13 protein-coding genes are annotated in these 15,730 nt (G+C 72.2%); 9 read left to right on the top strand and 4 right to left on the bottom strand.

Annotated features, from left to right (window positions below):
- The first annotated feature begins 337 nt into the window (after positions 1-337).
- The 6 genes from OG861_RS26055 (at position 338) to OG861_RS26030 (ending at position 8,129) form a co-directional block, all read left to right on the top strand.
- Complete coding sequence (locus tag OG861_RS26055; protein WP_329193528.1) at positions 338-2,695, top strand: chitinase C-terminal domain-containing protein; 2,358 nt, start codon at positions 338-340, stop codon at positions 2,693-2,695.
- A gap of 72 nt (positions 2,696-2,767) precedes the next feature.
- Positions 2,768-3,685 (top strand): RNA polymerase sigma-70 factor, encoded by a 918-nt coding sequence (locus OG861_RS26050; protein ID WP_329193530.1) that lies wholly within the window; start codon positions 2,768-2,770, stop codon positions 3,683-3,685.
- 31 nt (positions 3,686-3,716) lie between these two features.
- The gene (locus OG861_RS26045) at positions 3,717-4,454 is read left to right on the top strand and encodes an SDR family oxidoreductase (RefSeq protein ID WP_329193532.1); all 738 of its coding nucleotides are present in this window, start codon (positions 3,717-3,719) and stop codon (positions 4,452-4,454) included.
- A 232-nt stretch (positions 4,455-4,686) separates the two neighbouring features.
- Complete coding sequence (locus OG861_RS26040; RefSeq protein ID WP_330261872.1) at positions 4,687-5,904, top strand: MFS transporter; 1,218 nt, start codon at positions 4,687-4,689, stop codon at positions 5,902-5,904.
- Positions 5,905-5,983: 79 nt separating this feature from the next.
- Positions 5,984-7,378 (top strand): uracil-xanthine permease family protein, encoded by a 1,395-nt coding sequence (locus tag OG861_RS26035; RefSeq protein WP_329193535.1) that lies wholly within the window; start codon positions 5,984-5,986, stop codon positions 7,376-7,378.
- Between the two features lie 76 nt (positions 7,379-7,454).
- The gene (locus OG861_RS26030; RefSeq protein ID WP_329193537.1) at positions 7,455-8,129 is read left to right on the top strand and encodes a DUF5995 family protein; all 675 of its coding nucleotides are present in this window, start codon (positions 7,455-7,457) and stop codon (positions 8,127-8,129) included.
- Positions 8,130-8,216: 87 nt separating this feature from the next.
- Here OG861_RS26030 and OG861_RS26025 read toward each other — a convergent pair whose 3' ends face one another.
- A complete protein-coding gene (locus OG861_RS26025; RefSeq protein ID WP_329193538.1) occupies positions 8,217-9,926 on the bottom strand; it encodes a flavin monoamine oxidase family protein in 1,710 nt (569 codons plus the stop codon).
- Positions 9,927-9,995: 69 nt separating this feature from the next.
- Positions 9,996-10,796, bottom strand: a complete 801-nt coding sequence (locus OG861_RS26020; RefSeq protein ID WP_329193540.1) for a carbon-nitrogen hydrolase family protein — start codon at positions 10,794-10,796, stop codon at positions 9,996-9,998.
- A 300-nt stretch (positions 10,797-11,096) separates the two neighbouring features.
- On the opposite strand from OG861_RS26020, the gene OG861_RS26015 reads away from it, so the two are divergent.
- Positions 11,097-11,843 carry a GNAT family N-acetyltransferase gene (locus tag OG861_RS26015; RefSeq protein ID WP_330261871.1) on the top strand — a complete coding sequence of 249 codons (747 nt, stop codon included), beginning with the start codon at positions 11,097-11,099 and terminating at the stop codon, positions 11,841-11,843.
- A gap of 152 nt (positions 11,844-11,995) precedes the next feature.
- Positions 11,996-12,298 carry a WhiB family transcriptional regulator gene (locus OG861_RS26010; protein ID WP_329193544.1) on the top strand — a complete coding sequence of 101 codons (303 nt, stop codon included), beginning with the start codon at positions 11,996-11,998 and terminating at the stop codon, positions 12,296-12,298.
- Positions 12,299-12,314: 16 nt separating this feature from the next.
- On the opposite strand, the gene OG861_RS26005 is transcribed toward OG861_RS26010, so the two are convergent.
- Together OG861_RS26005 and OG861_RS26000 are read right to left on the bottom strand one after the other, a co-directional pair.
- Positions 12,315-12,770: an Lrp/AsnC family transcriptional regulator gene (locus OG861_RS26005; RefSeq protein WP_030027017.1), complete on the bottom strand. Its 456-nt coding sequence runs from the start codon at positions 12,768-12,770 to the stop codon at positions 12,315-12,317.
- Positions 12,771-12,780: 10 nt separating this feature from the next.
- Entirely contained in the window at positions 12,781-14,235 is a 1,455-nt protein-coding gene (locus tag OG861_RS26000; RefSeq protein ID WP_329193547.1) for an amino acid transporter, read from the bottom strand.
- A 378-nt stretch (positions 14,236-14,613) separates the two neighbouring features.
- On the opposite strand from OG861_RS26000, the gene OG861_RS25995 reads away from it, so the two are divergent.
- Positions 14,614-15,654 (top strand): GDSL-type esterase/lipase family protein, encoded by a 1,041-nt coding sequence (locus OG861_RS25995; protein WP_329202034.1) that lies wholly within the window; start codon positions 14,614-14,616, stop codon positions 15,652-15,654.
- The last annotated feature ends 76 nt before the right edge of the window (positions 15,655-15,730 follow it).

The following is a 15,730-nucleotide window of genomic DNA, read 5'->3' as shown; positions in this document are numbered from 1 at the left end:
ACTAGGGCCAGTGTGCCACGGGCGATCTGCGGCCATGCGGGTGAGGCGCTGTGGCCTGGCTCACAAACCGGCCGTTCTTGAGCGCCGCTATTGCGCCACCGGCAGCCCGGCACGCGCCACGCACACACGGTACGTACACCCCGCGCACGCACGCGACGGCACTTTGGTCCAGACCTATTGACGCGGTGGTCTAGTCCTCTTAACGTTCCCTTCATCTTCCCCGGGAGGCGGTCCGTCGGCGTGCGCACGCCACGGGCCAACCAGCGCCACTCCTCCGCACGTTGCCCCACGCTGCCCCAGGTCGTGTCCCGCCATCCTCCCCTCCCCAGGAGGCACCATGCCGTCCCCCACACGTACGAGAGCGATGCTCCTGGCATCCGGCGCAGCGATCGCCGGACTCCTGGCGGCCGGGCTCTCGACGGGCGTCTCCCAGGCCGCCGACAACCAGGGCTGCCGCCCCGACGGGCTGTACACGACGCCCGGTGTCGACGTCCCGTACTGCTCGGTCTACGACTCCGAAGGCCGCGAGAAGATGGGCGCCGACCACCAGCGGCGCGTCATCGGCTACTTCACCGGCTGGCGTACCGGCAAGGACGGCGCCCCCGCCTACCTCGCCGACGACGTCCCGTGGTCCAAGGTCACCCACGTGAACTACGCCTTCGCCCACGTCGGTTCCGACAACAAGATCTCGGTCGGCTCGGACGGCGCCGCCAATGCCGCTACCGGGATGACCTGGCCCGGCGTCGCCGGAGCCGAGATGGACCCGGCCCTCCCCTACAAGGGCCACTTCAACCTGCTGAACAAATTCAAGAAGCAGTACCCGAACGTCAAGACGCTGATCTCGGTGGGCGGCTGGGCGGAGACCGGCGGTTACTTCGGCGACGACGGCAACCGCGTCGCCTCCGGCGGCTTCTACTCGATGGCCACCAACGCCGACGGCTCCGTCAACCAGGCGGGCATCGACACCTTCGCCGACTCCTCCGTCGCGTTCATCCGCAAGTACGGCTTCAACGGCGTCGACATCGACTACGAGTACCCCACGACGATGAAGGACGCGGGCAACCCGCTGGACTGGCAGCTCTCCAACGCCCGCCGGGCCGGGCTGGTCAAGGGCTACGCCGCGCTGATGAAGTCGCTGCGCGAGAGGCTCGACCGCGCGGGCGCCGCCGACGGCAGGCACTACCTGCTCTCGGTGGCCGCGCCCTCCTCCGGGTACCTGCTGCGGGGCATGGAGACGTTCCAGATGCAGAAGTACCTGGACTACGTCAACATCATGTCCTACGACCTGCACGGCGCCTGGAACGAGTACGTCGGCCCCAACGCCTCCCTCTTCGACGACGGCAAGGACGGCGAACTGGCCGCCGCGGGCGTCTACTCCACCTCCCAGTACGGCGGCATCGGCTACCTGAACTCGGACTGGGCCTACCACTACTTCCGCGGCTCGATGCCCGCCGGCCGGATCAACATGGGCCTGCCGTACTACACCCGCGGCTTCAAGAACGTGCAGGGCGGCACGGACGGCCTGTGGGGCAGGGCCCCGGCCACGAGCTGTCCGGCAGGTGCGGGACTGACCAAGTGCGGTGACGGCGCGGTCGGCATCGACAACCTCTGGCACGACCTGGACACGGCGGGCAAGGAATCCCCGGCCGGCTCCAACCCGATGTGGCACGCGAAGAACCTGGAGAAGGGCGTCGTCGGCGACTACGTCACGAAGTACGGCTTCCCCGCGAACACCTCGCTGACCGGCACCTACGTCCGCAAGTACGACTCCACGCTGGTGGCTCCGTGGCTGTGGAACGACCAGAAGAAGGTCTTCCTGTCGACGGAGGACGAACAGTCCGTCGCAGCCAAGGCCGACTACGTGGTGGACAAGGGAATCGGCGGCACGATGGTCTGGGAACTGGCGGGCGACTACGGCTACAACGCCGCCAAGGGCCAGTACGAGATGGGTGACACGCTCACCACGACGATGTACGAGAAGTTCAAGTCGGCCGCGCCCTACGGGGCGAAGACGGCGGGCAGCGCGCTCCCGGCGCGGGCCGTGGACATCAAGACGGAGTTCACCGAGTTCAAGCTGGGCGACTCCAACTACCCGATCACCCCCAAGCTCAAGATCACGAACAACACGAAGACCACGCTGCCCGGCGGCACCGAGTTCCAGTTCGACTACGGGACCTCGGCCCCGGCCAACGCCTCCGACCAGTCCGGATTCGGCACCAAGGTGATCAGCGCCGGCCACACCGGCAACAACGTCGGCGGCCTCAAGGGCGACTTCCAGCGGGTCTCGCTGAAACTCCCGGCCTGGCAGACGCTGGCTCCCGGCGCCTCGGTGGACCTGGCGTTCAACTACTACCTGCCTGTCTCCACACCCTCCAACTGGACGGTGAACATCTCCGGCACCGCCTACGCCCTCGCCGGCGACCTGGCGCGCGGCACGACGGTGGTCGAGCCGGGCGGCACCCAGCCCCCGACGACGCCGCCCACGACCCCGCCGACCACTCCCCCGACCACCCCGCCGACCACTCCCCCCGGGGGGACCTGCACCGCCCCGGCGTACGTCGCGGGCACGGTATACAACAGCGGGAACCTCGTCTCCCACAAGGGCCACACCTGGAAGGCCCAGTGGTGGACGCAGAACGAGGAGCCCGGCACCACGGGCGACTGGGGCGTCTGGAGGGACCAGGGCGCCTGCTGACACGCGCAGGTGAGTGACGGTCAGGACCCGGTGGCCCCGCGGCCACCGGGTCCTCCCGCGTACGCTGCCGACGTGAGCACGCCTGTAGCCGCCTCCGCGGCCGACTTCGAAGAACACCGGGGCCGGATGTTCGGCATCGCCTACCGGATGCTGGGCTCCGCGCACGAGGCCGAGGACACCGTCCAGGACGCGTACCTGCGCTGGAGCGCGGCCGACCGGGGCGACGTCGAGCACCCCGGCGCCTGGCTCGCGAAGACGGTGACCCGCCTGTGCCTGAACCGGCTGACCTCGGCCCGGGCCCGGCGCGAGGAGTACGTCGGCCCCTGGCTCCCGGAACCGGTGCTCACCTCGGACGGCACGCTCGGCCCACTGGACTCCGCGGAGCGGCGGGACAGCGTCTCGATGGCCCTGCTGGTGCTGCTGGAGCAGCTCACACCGGTCGAGCGGGCGGTGTACGTGCTGCGCGAGGCCTTCGCGTACGGGCACCGGGAGATCGCCGGGCTGCTCGACATCACCGAGGCCAACTCCCGGCAGCTGTACCGGCGTGCGGCCCAGCGGGTGGAGGCCCCGCGTCCGCGCTTCCGGCCGGACCCGCAGCGCTGGCAGGGCCTGGTGGACACCTTCATGGCGGCCGCGCGCGACGGGGACGTGGCACGGCTGGAGACCCTGCTGAGCGCCGACGTCCGGGTGGTGTCGGACGGCGGCGGGGTGGTCAGCGCGGCCCGGCGGCCGGTCGTGGGCCGGGACAAGGTGGCCCGGTTCCTGGTGGGCGTCCTGAACAAGTACGCGGCGGACCTGCCGGTCGCCCCGGCGGAGGTCAACGGGATGCCCGCGCTCGTGTTCGGCGAGCTGGGGGTGCTGGTCGTGGAGTTCGGGGACGGGCCGGACGGGCTGGTGACCGGCATGCGGGCCGTGCTGAATCCGGAAAAGCTGGAGTTCCTGCGGCGGCAGCTGTCACATCCGGGGAGGCCGTCCGGTCCTGGCTGGTGAACACACCTCTACCGGGAAGGAAGACCCCATCATGAGCACGATCCTGGTCACCGGAGGCACCGGCACCGTCGGGGCGCTCGTCGTCACCCGGCTGCGGGACGCGGGCCACGAGGTCCGTGTCCTGAGCCGGCACTCGCAGGAGTACCCCGTCGACCTCCGGGACGGCAGCGGACTGGACGCGGCGATGGCGGGCGTCGAGGTCGTCGTGCACTGCGCGAGCTCACCGCGGGGCGGTGACGACGTGGCGGCGGGGCACCTGATCGAGGCGGCCCGGCGGGCGGGGACCGTGACCAACATCGTCTACATCTCGATCGTCGGGGTGGACGTGGTGCCGTACGGCTACTACGTGACGAAGCTCAAGGTGGAACGGATGCTGGAGGAGTCGGGGCTGGGTCTCACGATCCTGCGGACGACCCAGTTCCACGACCTGGTGGCGCGGGTGGTGGACGTGATGGGGAAGCTGCCGGTGGTACCGGTGCCCAAGGGGGTACGGATGCAGCCGATCTCGGTCGGGGAGGTCGCGGACCGGCTCGCGGAACTGGCGGTGCCGGTGCCGGCGGGGCGGGTCCCGGACATGGGCGGCCCGGAGATCCACTCGCTGTCGGACCTGGCCCGCGCCGGCCTCGCGGCGACGGGCCGCCGCCGCCGCGTACTGGACGTCCCGCTGGCGGGCAAGGCCTACGCGGCCTTCCGCCGCGGCGGCCACCTGACCCCGACCCGCGCGGTGGGCCACCAGAGCTTCGCTGAATACCTGAAGACCCCCCACTGACCACCCCCGCCCGGCCCCGCCGGCATCTGGGCCGGCCCATCCGGCCCCGCCGAACCCCTCCCAGCCCCGCCGGCGTTTGAGGCGCGGGGTGCGGGGCGGAGCCCCGCGGGGCCCGGCGCAGCCGGGACCGCTCGCGCCGCGGCGCCGCACCGCACCTCGGGCGGCCCCGGGCCGGGCACGGGCCGGGCACGGGCCCCGTCCTCGCCGCGGCAACCACCGGTAGGTTGTCGGCATGACGACCGGGCCCGCCCCCACCCCCACCCGCCTGCGCAGCGCCCGGCTCGCGATCGCCGCCGTCTTCTGCGTCCACGGTGCGGTCACCGGCTCGTTCGCCACCCGCATCCCCTGGATCCAGGAGCACGCCGGGCTCGGCGCGGGCACGCTGGGCCTGGCCCTCGCCTTCCCCGCCCTCGGCGCCGCCCTCGCGATGCCGCTCGCCGGCCGGATCAGCCACCGCTTCGGGACGCGTACCGCGCTGCGCGGCCTGCTGGTCCTGTGGACCGCGTCCCTCGTCCTGCCGGGCCTCGCCCCCGGCCTGCCCGCCCTCTGCGGCGCCCTGTTCGTCTACGGCGCCACCTCCGGCATGTCCGACGTGGCGATGAACGCGCTCGGCGTGGAGACCGAGGACCGGCTCGGCCGCTCGATCATGTCCTCCCTGCACGGCATGTGGAGCGTGGGGGCCCTGATCGGCTCGGCCGCCGGTACGGTCGCCGCGCACGCGGGTACCGATGCCCGGCTGCACCACCTCCTGGCCGCGCTCGCCCTGACGGCGGCCGGGCTGGTCGCCGTGCACGGGGTCCTGGATCCGGGCGGTGACGCGCAGGCCGAGGCGCCCCCGCACTTCACCCTGCCGCCGAAGTCGGCGCTGCTCATCGGCGCGGTCGGGTTCTGCGCCGTCTTCGCCGAGGGCGCGGACCTGGACTGGTCCGCCGTCTACCTGCGCGACGTACTGCACACCGACGCGGGCCTCGCGGCCGCCTGCACCACCGCGTTCGCACTGACCATGGCCGTCGCACGGCTCTGCGGGGACCGGGTGGTGGACCGCTTCGGCCCGGTGCGCACCGTGCGGGCGGGCGGCGTACTGGCCACCGCGGGCGGGCTGTCGGTGGTCGCGGTCCGGCATCCGGCGGGGGCCCTGGCGGGATTCGCCCTGATCGGGCTCGGCATCGCCGTGGTCGTGCCGCTGGCCTTCGCCGCGGCGGCGCGGAGCGGGCCCGCTCCGGCGCAGGCCATCGCCGGGGTGGCGACGATCACGTACACCTCGGGCCTGATCGCGCCGTCGGCGATCGGGGCGGTGGCCGACGCGACCTCGCTCGTGGTGTCGTTCGGGCTGGTCACGCTGCTGGCGTTCGGCCTGGTCGCGGGGGCGGCGGTGCTGCGGCGCGGGCCGGCGGGCGAGGGCGGCCGCGGCCCCGCCGCTCAGGACGAACCGGCCGCCACCCGGCCGTAGGATGTCCGCTGGCTCGCGCGGGTGGTTGACCGGCTGCAGCCGATATCGGTGACCGGTCGGCGGAACGGAAGTGGTGGACATGGGCTTCGGCGTGGGCTGGACCCTGCACGGGGACGGGCGGACCCCCGCACCCGGCGCGGTGGTCCGGCCGGACGAACGGCTGTCGTGGCCGCGTACCGCCGGGCTCGGCGCCCAGCACGTGGTGGCGATGTTCGGCGCCAGCTTCGTCGCTCCGGTCCTCATGGGCCTGGACCCGAACCTCGCCATCATGATGTCGGGTGTCGCGACCGTCGTGTTCCTGCTGGCGACGCGCGGCCGGGTGCCTTCCTACCTGGGCTGTTCCCTGTCCTTCGTGGGTGTCGCCGCGGCGATCCGGGCGGGCGGCGGGGACAGCGCCGTCGTCACGGGCGCGGTGTTCGTGGTCGGGGCGGCGCTCTTCCTCGCGGGTCTGGCCGTACAGCGCTTCGGGGCGCGGATCATCCACGCGGCGATGCCTCCGGTGGTCACGGGCGCCGTGGTGATGCTGATCGGCTTCAACCTGGCTCCGGTGACGGCGTCGACGTACTGGCCGCAGGACCAGTGGACGGCGTTGCTGGTGATGCTCTTCACCGGGCTGGCCGTGGTCTGCCTGCGCGGCTTCTGGTCGCGGATCGCGATCTTCCTGGGGCTGCTCTTCGGGTACGCGATCTCCTGGGTCTTCGACCTCGTCTTCGGCAAGATCCACTCGACGGTGGGCGGCGGGCCGGCGGTCGACCACTGGCGCCTGGACCTCTCGGGGGTCGGCGAGGCGGAGTGGATCGGGCTGCCGTCCTTCCACGCCCCCGCCTTCGAATGGTCGGCGATCCTCATCGCGCTGCCCGTCGTCATCGCGCTCATCGCGGAGAACGCGGGACACATCAAGGCCGTCGGGGAGATGACCGGCGACCCGCTCGACGACAAGCTCGGTACCGCCATCGCGGCCGACGGCGCGGCCTCCATGCTGTCGACCGCGCTCGGCGGCCCGCCGAACACCACGTACTCCGAGAACATCGGCGTCATGGCGGCGACGCGCGTCTACTCGACGGCGGCGTACTGGGCGGCGGCGGGCTTCGCCCTGCTGTTCGGCCTGTGCCCGAAGTTCGGGGCGGTCGTCGCGGCGATCCCCGGCGGGGTGCTCGGCGGCATCACCGTGGTCCTCTACGGGATGATCGGCCTGCTCGGGGCGCAGATCTGGCTGAACGCCCGGGTGGACCTGCGCAATCCGCTGAACCTCGTACCGGCCGCCGCGGGCATCATCATCGGCATCGGCGGGGTCGAGCTGCACATCACTGGCACGTTCGAGCTGGGCGGCATCGCGCTCGGCACGATCGTGGTGATCACCGGCTACCACACGCTGCGGTACTTCGCCCCCGCGCACCTCAAGGAGCAGCGGCCGCTGCTCGACGCGGGTGCCTCCGGCTACGACGACCCGGAGTCCGGGGACAAGCGCGGTTGACGGTGTTTCGCCCGAACCGGGGAAGGCCACGGCCAAGTTCCCCGATCGGGCGGTCCGGGCTGCGACGCTGCCTCCCATGGAAGCGGTGCTCGCGCGGATGCGCGCCCTGGACGAGCGGCTGCCCGCGCGGGACGGTGTCGCGGTCTTCAACCGGGTCTACCTGACGGTGACGGAGGCGCTCCAGCGGCGCGTCCGGGACGGGGACTTCCCCGCGCCGCGCCGGGCCCAGACCCTCACGGTCCGCTTCGCCGAGCGCTATCTGGCGGCGGTGGAAACGGACCGGGCCCCGGCCTGCTGGCGGCCTCTGCTCCAGTACCGCCGCCACCCCGGCGTGCGCCCGCTCCAGCACGCGCTGGCCGGGATCAACGCGCACATCGGCCACGACCTGGCGCTGGCGGTGGTCTCCACCTGCCGCCGCCTGGACTGCGAACCGGCGGCCCTGGAAGCGGACTTCGACCGGGTCGGGGACGTGCTGGTCTCCTTGGAGGAACGCATCCGCGAGGACCTGATGCCCGGCCCCGACCTGCTGGAGGTCGCCGATCCGCTGACGCACCTGCTCGGCTCCTGGAGCCTGGACCGCGCCCGCTCGGGCGCCTGGGCGGCGGCCCGGCTCCTGTGGACGCTGCGCGGCGCCCCGGAGCTCGCCGAGGAGTTCCGCGAGTCCCTCGACGCGGGCGTCGGCCTGGTGGGCCGGTGCCTGCTGACTCCGACGGCGCCGGTTCCCCGTACGGCCCGCGCCTTCGCCACGTGAGGGTTCCGCGGCGCCGGGCATGAGAACGGGCCGCCGCCGCGCCGGGGGAAGCGCGGGGGCGGCCCGTGATCAGGGGCCGGGGACCGGTCAGTCCTCGGGGAGTTCGACCGGGGCGATCTCGTCGTAGACGTCGCCCGGGCCGGGGTTGGTGGAGTCGGTGGAGCCGCCCAGGTGGTGCATCACGCCCCAGACCGCGTTGAGGGCCGTCTGGACCGCACCCTCGGCCCAGCCCGCCGTCCAGGAGATGTCGTCGCCCGCGAGGAAGATGCCGCGCTTGTCCTCGGGGAGGCGGTCCTGCATGAAGTGGGTGAACAGGCGGCGCTGGTAGCGGTAGTGGCCGGGCAGGTTGGCCTTGAACGCGCCCATGAAGTAGGGCTCGTTCTCCCAGGACACGGTCACCGGGTTGCCGATGATGTGGCGGCGGATGTCGACCTTCGGGTAGATCTCGCCGAGGGACTTGAGCATGACCTCCATCCGCTCGTTCGCGGACAGCGGCAGCCACTTGAGGCTGTCGTCGCACCAGGTGTACGACAGGCAGATGACGGCCGGCTGGTCCGGGCCGTTGTCCAGCAGGTAGGTGCCGCGGGTCATGCGGTCCGTCAGCGTCATCGACATGACGTCCCGGCCCGTCGGGTTCCCCGCGTCGTCGACGGCCTTGTCCAGCCAGAACGGCCTGTCGACGGGGATGAAGAGCTTGCTGGACTCCATGTAGTGGGTGCGCTCGATCGCCGTCCAGTGGTCGATCGGGAAGAGCGTGTCGTCGCACTCGATCTTCGACAGGAGCATCCAGGACTGGGCCGTGAAGATCGCGGCGCGGTACGTGCGGATGTCGCCGGAGGCGTCGGTGACCGTGATGCGGTTGCCGGCGGTGCGGTGCAGGCGGGTCACGGCCGGGCGCGGGGTGCCGTCGTGCAGGGACGACAGCGAGGTGCCCTGGGCCCAGTGGACGATCTTCTCGGGCTCGCGCTCCCACAGGCGCAGCGGCAGCTGCTGCGAGCCGCCGACGATGCCGCGGTGGTGGTCGTCGGCCTCGGTGTAGACGACGCGCAGGATCTCCAGGATGGAGTTCGGGAAGTCGGTGTCCCAGCCACCGGTACCGAAGCCGACCTGCCCGAAGATCTCGCGCTTGCGGAAGGACTGGAAGGCCTCGGACTTGCAGAGGAAGCCGTAGAAGGTCTCGTCGTCGAGCTTCTCGACCAGCTTGGCCCAGATCTCGCGGATGCGCGGGACGTCCCGCTCGCGCATCGCGGTGTTCATGTCGGAGAAGTCGGCGCCCTCGTCCAGGCAGGCGTTCCAGGCGGCGGACACGTCGCGGTAGATCTGCGGGAGGTCCGCGATGGTCTCGGCGTAGTGCGTCTCGCCCTTGAGGTCGACGACCGTGGAGGGGGTGGACTCGGCGAGCGGGTTCGGGAAGGGCTCCGTCACCAGGCCGACGAGGTCGATGTAGTGCTGGAGGGCGGTGGAGGAGGGCGGGAAGCGCATGGCGCCCATCTCCGCGGTCAGGCCCTCGGTGCCGGCGCCCTCGAAGCCGACGGTGCGCAGGCGGCCGCCGATCTGGTCCGCCTCGTAGACGACGGGCTTGAGGCCCATCTTCATCAGCTCGTAGGCGGAGATGATGCCGGAGAGCCCGCCTCCGATGACGGCGACCTCGGTGCCGAACTCGGTCGCCGGTATCTGGCCGAGCCCCGCCGGGTGGGCGAGGAAGTCGTCGTACGCGTACGGGAAGTCCGGACCGAACATGGTGATCGGGGGCTGTCCGTCGCTGTGCGGGACGGCGGGGGGCACCGTGGACGTCATGGGGGTACGGCTCCTTGCGAACGGACTGTGCGGCAGGTGGTGGGTGCGGGCGGGGGCGGCCCGGGGAGGTCAGACGAGGGAGGCGTAGAGCCCCGGGCGGCGGTCGCGCAGGTACGGGTTGGTCTCGCGCGAGACCCGCAGCAGCTCCGGGTCGACGTCGCCGAGGACCATCTCCTCGCCGCGGCCGGCCCGGGTGCGGGTGACCCCGTCGGGGCTGGCCAGGCAGCTGAGGCCGACGAACTCGAATTCGCCCTCGGGGCCGGTCCGGTTGACGTACGCGACGTACATCTGGTTCTCGAAGGCCCGTACCGGGACCAGCTGTTCGGCGACGAACTGGAACGGGTGCATCTGCGCGGTCGGGACCAGGAGGAGGTCGGTCCCGGCGAGCGCGTGGGCCCGGACGTTCTCGGGGAACTCCACGTCGTAGCAGATCATGATGCCGACGCGGAGGCCGTTCAGGTCCGCCTGGACGACGGGGGCGTCGCCGGGGGTGAAGGCGTCCTGTTCGAAGCAGCCGAAGAGGTGGGTCTTGCGGTAGTTCGCCAGCGCGGTCCCGTCGGGGCCGATGAGCTGGGCGGAGTTGTAGACCGCCCCGCCCGCCCGCTCCGGGTAGCCGTACAGGACGGCGACGCCGTGGCGGCGGGCGATCTCGCCGATGGCGACGGCGGACGGGCCGTCGGCCGCTTCGGCGAGCCCGGGGATGTCCTGGAGGTCCAGCGCGTAGCCGGTCAGGAACATCTCCGAAGTCACGAGGAGCCCGGCCCCGCCCTGTGCGGCGCGCGACGCGGCCTCGTCGAGCCTCTTGAGGTTCCCGGCGGGATCGCCGAGGACTCCGGAGCTCTGGAGGAGAGCGGTGCGCAGCGGGGGCATGGGCGTACCTCTGTGACGGGTGGGGAGGGTGTCCTTAGACGGTACGTTCGTCCGTTCGACCGCGACAAGATGTCTCCGTTGCGCTCGGAGCATCGATTCGTTGCGTATTTCGCAGCCGGTACGGAGATTCGTTGCGCGGGGCCTTCACGGCTGGGCCCCTGGGCGTCGGCGGCGTAGCTACGAGGGTACGCGGGGGCGGACGCCGGACGGTGACGAGCCCCCGGTCAGCCGGGCATAAACCGCCCCTCGCGGACGCTGACGCCCTTGGCCCTCCCCCCGACCCGAAGGATCCGGCACTCCATGTCCCCCGACTCGGACACCCTCACCGCCACCGGCGCCCACCCCCTCGACAACCCGGTCTGGGCCGCCCTCACGGGTACGCACCGGGACTTCGCCGAGGTGGCCGGCCGCGCGGCCCGCTACCAGCCGGACGCCAACGCCTTCGCCGCCCTCGCCGACCCGGCGGACCCGCTGGCCTGGGCGGACCTGGCGTCACTGGTCGGGCCGGGCCGGGAGGTGTGGCTCACCGGCCTGCCGACGCCCCCCGACGGGTGGCGGACGCTGCGCTCCATCCCGGGCGTGCAGCTGGACGGCCGCGAGGTACGGGCCGAGGCCGACCCGGAGGCGGTCCGGCTGGGCCCGGCCGACGTACCCGAAATGCTGGAGCTGGTGCGCCTCACCCAGCCGGGCCCGTTCGCCGTGCGCACCGTGGAGCTGGGCACGTACCTCGGGATCCGGCGCGGGGGCCGGCTGGTCGCGATGGCCGGGGAGCGGATGCGGCCGCCCGGCTGGTCGGAGATCAGCGCGGTGTGCACGCATCCCGGCCACCGGGGTGAGGGCCTGGCCGGGCGGCTGGTCCGCGCGGTGGCCGCCGCCGTGCGCGAGCGCGGGGACGTCCCCTTCCTGCACGCGGCCGCCGCGAACACCGGCGCGATCCGGCTGTACCGGTCGATGGGGTTCACCCTGCGCCGCGAGCCGGTGTTCATCGGGCTGCGCACCCCGGGCGCCGGGCCGGACGCGGACCCGGCCGGGGAGAGGAAGCCGTAACGCGGGTTCGTCGAGTACGGCCGGCGGCGGTGGGCCGGAAGACGGGGATTCCCGTACGGGAGAAGGGGCTTCGGTGCGGGAGAAGGGGTTTCAGTGCGCGGGGAAGGGTCACACGCGCTGGTACCGACGACTTCCCACGGAAAGGAACCGCCATGTCCGACGTCTCCCGCCTGCCGGGTTCCGCCCACCACTACTGGCAGTGGCAGTCCCGCGCCGCCTGTAGGGACCTGGGTTCCGGCCGGTTCTTCCACCCCGCCGGTGAGCGGGGCGAGGACCGCGAGGTCCGGGACGAGGCGGCCAAGCGCGTCTGCGCCGGATGCCCCGTGCGCGCGGCCTGCCTGGAGCACGCGCTGACGACCCGCGAGCCTTTCGGGGTGTGGGGCGGCCTCACCGAGGAGGAGCGCCGGGCCCTCCTCGACGCGCACGCGCCGGCCCGCGTCAAGCAATCGGCCTAGGCGGACCGCCCAGGGGTCAGGCCGGGGCGCCGGAGGTGAAGCGGCGCAGCAGCGGGGAGAGGACCAGGACCGACTTGGTGCGCTCTACGAACGGCTCGCCCGCGATGCGCTCCAGGACCCGCTCGAAGTGCCGCATGTCGGAGGCGAAGATCTGGACGAGGGCGTCCGCGTCGCCGGTGACGGTCGACGCGGACACCACCTCGGGGTACCGCTCCAGGCCGCGCCGGATGTCGTCCGGCGAGGTGTTGTGGCGACAGTAGATCTCGATGAAGCCCTCGGTCTCCCAGCCCATGGCGGCCGGGTCCACACGGACGGTGAAGCCGGTGATGGCTCCTTCCGCGCGCAGCCGGTCCACGCGCCGCTTGACGGCGGGGGCGGAGAGCCCGACCTCGGAGCCGATGTCCGCGTAGGAGCGGCGGGCGTCCTCGGCGAGGGCGTGCACGATGCGTTCGTCGAGATCGTTCAGTCGCACTGCGGGTGGATCACTTCTCTGCCGTGGCCAATCGGGAGCGGCGGATGCCGTACAGGAAGTAGACCACGAGGCCGACGGCCATCCAGACACCGAACGCGACCCACGTGGCGCCCGGCAGGCTGTACATCATGTAGGCGCAGGCGAGGAAGCCGAGGATCGGCGTCACCGGGAACAGCGCCACCTTGAAGGTGCGCGGCATGTCGGGCTTGGTGCGGCGCAGGATGACGACGGCGACGTTGACCAGGGCGAAGGCGAAGAGCGTGCCGATGCTGGTGGCGTTCGCCAGCTCGCCGAGCGGGATGAAGGCGGCGAGCGCGCCGCAGAACAGCGAGACGATCACCACGTTGGCGCGCGGGGCGCCGGTCTTGGCGTCGACCTTGGCGAAGACCTTCGGGACCAGGCCGTCGCGGGACATCGCGAAGAGGATGCGGGTCTGGCCGTAGAGCACGGCGAAGACGACGGAGGCGATGGCGACGACCGCGCCGGCGGCGAGGACGACGCCCCAGACGCTGGTGCCGGTGACGTTGGTCATGATCTGGGCGAGCGCGGCCTCGGTGCCCTCGAAGTCCTGCCAGGGCATGGCGCCGACGGCGACGAAGGCGACGAGGACGTAGAGGACCGTGACGATGCCCAGCGAGAGCATGATCGCGCGCGGCAGGTCCTTCTTCGGGTTCTTGGCTTCCTCACCGGCGGTGGAGGCGGCGTCGAAGCCGATGTAGGAGAAGAAGAGCGTGGAGGCGGCGGCGCTGATGCCGGTGACGCCGAGCGGTGCCAGCGGGGTGTAGTTGCCGGACTTGATGCCCATGACGCCGATGCCGATGAAGAGCACGAGCGTCACGATCTTCACGCCGACCATGATCGAGTTGATCGTGGCGCTCTCCTTGGCGCCGCGCATCAGGAAGACCATCGCGAGCAGGACCACGACCAGCGCGGGCAGGTTGATCCAGCCGCCCTCGCCCATCGGGGCGGCGAGCTTCTCCGGGAGGGTGACGCCTATGGTCCCGTCGAGCAGTTCGTTGAGGTACTGGCCCCAGCCGACGGCGACCGCCGCGACGGACACCGCGTACTCCAGGACCAGGCACCAGCCGCAGATCCAGGCGATGAACTCGCCCATGGTGGCGTAGGAGTACGAGTACGAGGATCCCGACACCGGGACGGACCCGGCCAGTTCGGCGTAGGACAGGGCCGAGAACAGCGCGGTCAGGCCCGCGATGACGAAGGAGATCGTCACGGCCGGGCCGGCCTTGGGAGCGGCTTCGCCGAGGACGACGAAGATGCCGGTGCCCAGGGTCGCGCCGATGCTGATCATCGTGAGCTGCCACATGGTGAGCGAGCGGCGCAGCGATCCGCCCTCACCCTGGCCGCCCTCGGCGACCAGCTGCTCGACCGGCTTGCGGCGCAGCAAAGGATGGGCAGGCTTGCTGGGCTCGGACGTGAGCGGTGGCGCCTGGCCGGTTTCGAGCACGAAAGGACTCCTTTGACACTGCGGATGGGGACTCTCAGGCGTCGACCGCAGCGGTCCGGAGCAGGAACAGGCGAGCAGGAGCCTGCCTGGGCATGGGGGGACCGCCGAGCAGGCGGTCCTCGCCACTCCACGTACAGCGAGTGAGCCTACGAGCTGAGTGATACCGCCCGTAATGCACCATCCTTGCACATTGCCGCACGATCGTTGCGCGGATCTGTCCCAGATGGCCCTTTGTTGCGCGGGGACGATCGATCACTGCGCAGACCGCTTCCGCGTCCCATTTCCACGGGTTCGCCCGCGCGGCGGTCGAAGTCCTCGATGCGGGGTACGAATCGAAGCGGTTCCCGCACCCGAGACCGGAGGCGATGCGTGAGAGCAGTGAGCGGCGCGGACGAGGCGTGGCAGGACCCCGGGAGCGGCGCGGACGACGCGTGGCAGGACCCGGGCCCCTTCCTGCGCGGGGTCGCCTGGCTGGACGAGGGCCGGCCGGTGCGCGCGGACCCGGCGGACACCATGCGGCTGCCCTGGGACACCGGCGAACGGGCCGCGCTGCCCATCGGGGTCCGGCTGGAGTTCACCGCCGATCGGGCCCGCGCCGTGGAGATCCGCTACCGGGCGACCGTGCCCGGCCCCACCGACGCGCTGCGTGACATCGCGCACGGCTTCGCCCTGTGGGACCGGCACGGGGCGGTCCACGAGGTGTGGACCGAGCCGGCCGCCGAGGCCGTGGTCCGGATCGACCTGCCCGGCGGGGGCGGACCGTTCACCGTCCACCCGCCGGAGGCGCAGTCGCCGCTGGTGCTCGGCCTGCGCGGGATCGGCGGCCCCCTGGCCCCCGCCCCGCGGGTCCCGCGCTGGGTGGTGCACGGAGACTCCATCACCGAGGGCTGGTGGTCCACGCGCCCCGCCCACGGGTGGGCGGCCGTCGCCGGCCGGGAACTGGGCTGGGACACCGTCAACCTCGGGTACGCGGGCGCCGCACGGGGGGAGATGGCCACCGCCGAACAGCTCGCGCGGCTCCCCGCCGACGCCCTGACCCTCGCCTTCGGCACCAACTGCTGGTCCCGGGTGCCCTTCTCCGCGCCGATGCTCTACGAGACCACGCGCGCGTTCCTCGACCTCGTCCGGCAGGGCCACCCCCAGACCCCGCTGCTGCTCCTGTCCCCCGTACTGCGCCCCGAGGCGGAGCGCACCCCGAACCGGCTCGGCGCCACCCTGGGCGCCCTGCGCGACGCCATGGAGCGCGCCGTCCGCGACCGGATCACCGCCGGGGACGGCCGCCTGGCCCTCCTGCCGGGCCGGGACCTGCTCGCACCCGAGCACCTCGCGGACGGGCTGCACCCCAACGACGACGGGCACCGGGTCCTGGGCCTCGCTGTGGTCACGGCCCTGCGGCGGGCCGGGTTCGACGCGGGATAGGTGAAAGAGGACACACCGCCCCGGGTGAACGGAGCGCCGTCCCCACGACGTGTCCTGCACGACTTGCCGACCTCCG

This window comes from Streptomyces sp. NBC_00539, from assembly GCF_036346105.1.
GTDB lineage: Bacteria > Actinomycetota > Actinomycetes > Streptomycetales > Streptomycetaceae > Streptomyces.
Note: the sequence above shows the minus strand (reverse complement) of the source record. Positions and strands in the feature narration are given on the sequence as shown.

Excerpts from the sequence above, each read along its gene's own strand:
- OG861_RS26055 (WP_329193528.1), top strand. The coding sequence starts at position 338 with ATGCCGTCCCCCACACGTACGAGAGCGATGCTCCTGGCATCCGGCGCA.
- OG861_RS26045 (WP_329193532.1), top strand. The coding sequence starts at position 3,717 with ATGAGCACGATCCTGGTCACCGGAGGCACCGGCACCGTCGGGGCGCTC.
- OG861_RS26040 (WP_330261872.1), top strand. The coding sequence starts at position 4,687 with ATGACGACCGGGCCCGCCCCCACCCCCACCCGCCTGCGCAGCGCCCGG.
- OG861_RS26035 (WP_329193535.1), top strand. The coding sequence starts at position 5,984 with ATGGGCTTCGGCGTGGGCTGGACCCTGCACGGGGACGGGCGGACCCCC.
- OG861_RS26030 (WP_329193537.1), top strand. The coding sequence starts at position 7,455 with ATGGAAGCGGTGCTCGCGCGGATGCGCGCCCTGGACGAGCGGCTGCCC.
- OG861_RS26025 (WP_329193538.1), bottom strand. The coding sequence starts at position 9,926 with ATGACGTCCACGGTGCCCCCCGCCGTCCCGCACAGCGACGGACAGCCC.
- OG861_RS26020 (WP_329193540.1), bottom strand. The coding sequence starts at position 10,796 with ATGCCCCCGCTGCGCACCGCTCTCCTCCAGAGCTCCGGAGTCCTCGGC.
- OG861_RS26015 (WP_330261871.1), top strand. The coding sequence starts at position 11,097 with ATGTCCCCCGACTCGGACACCCTCACCGCCACCGGCGCCCACCCCCTC.
- OG861_RS26010 (WP_329193544.1), top strand. The coding sequence starts at position 11,996 with ATGTCCGACGTCTCCCGCCTGCCGGGTTCCGCCCACCACTACTGGCAG.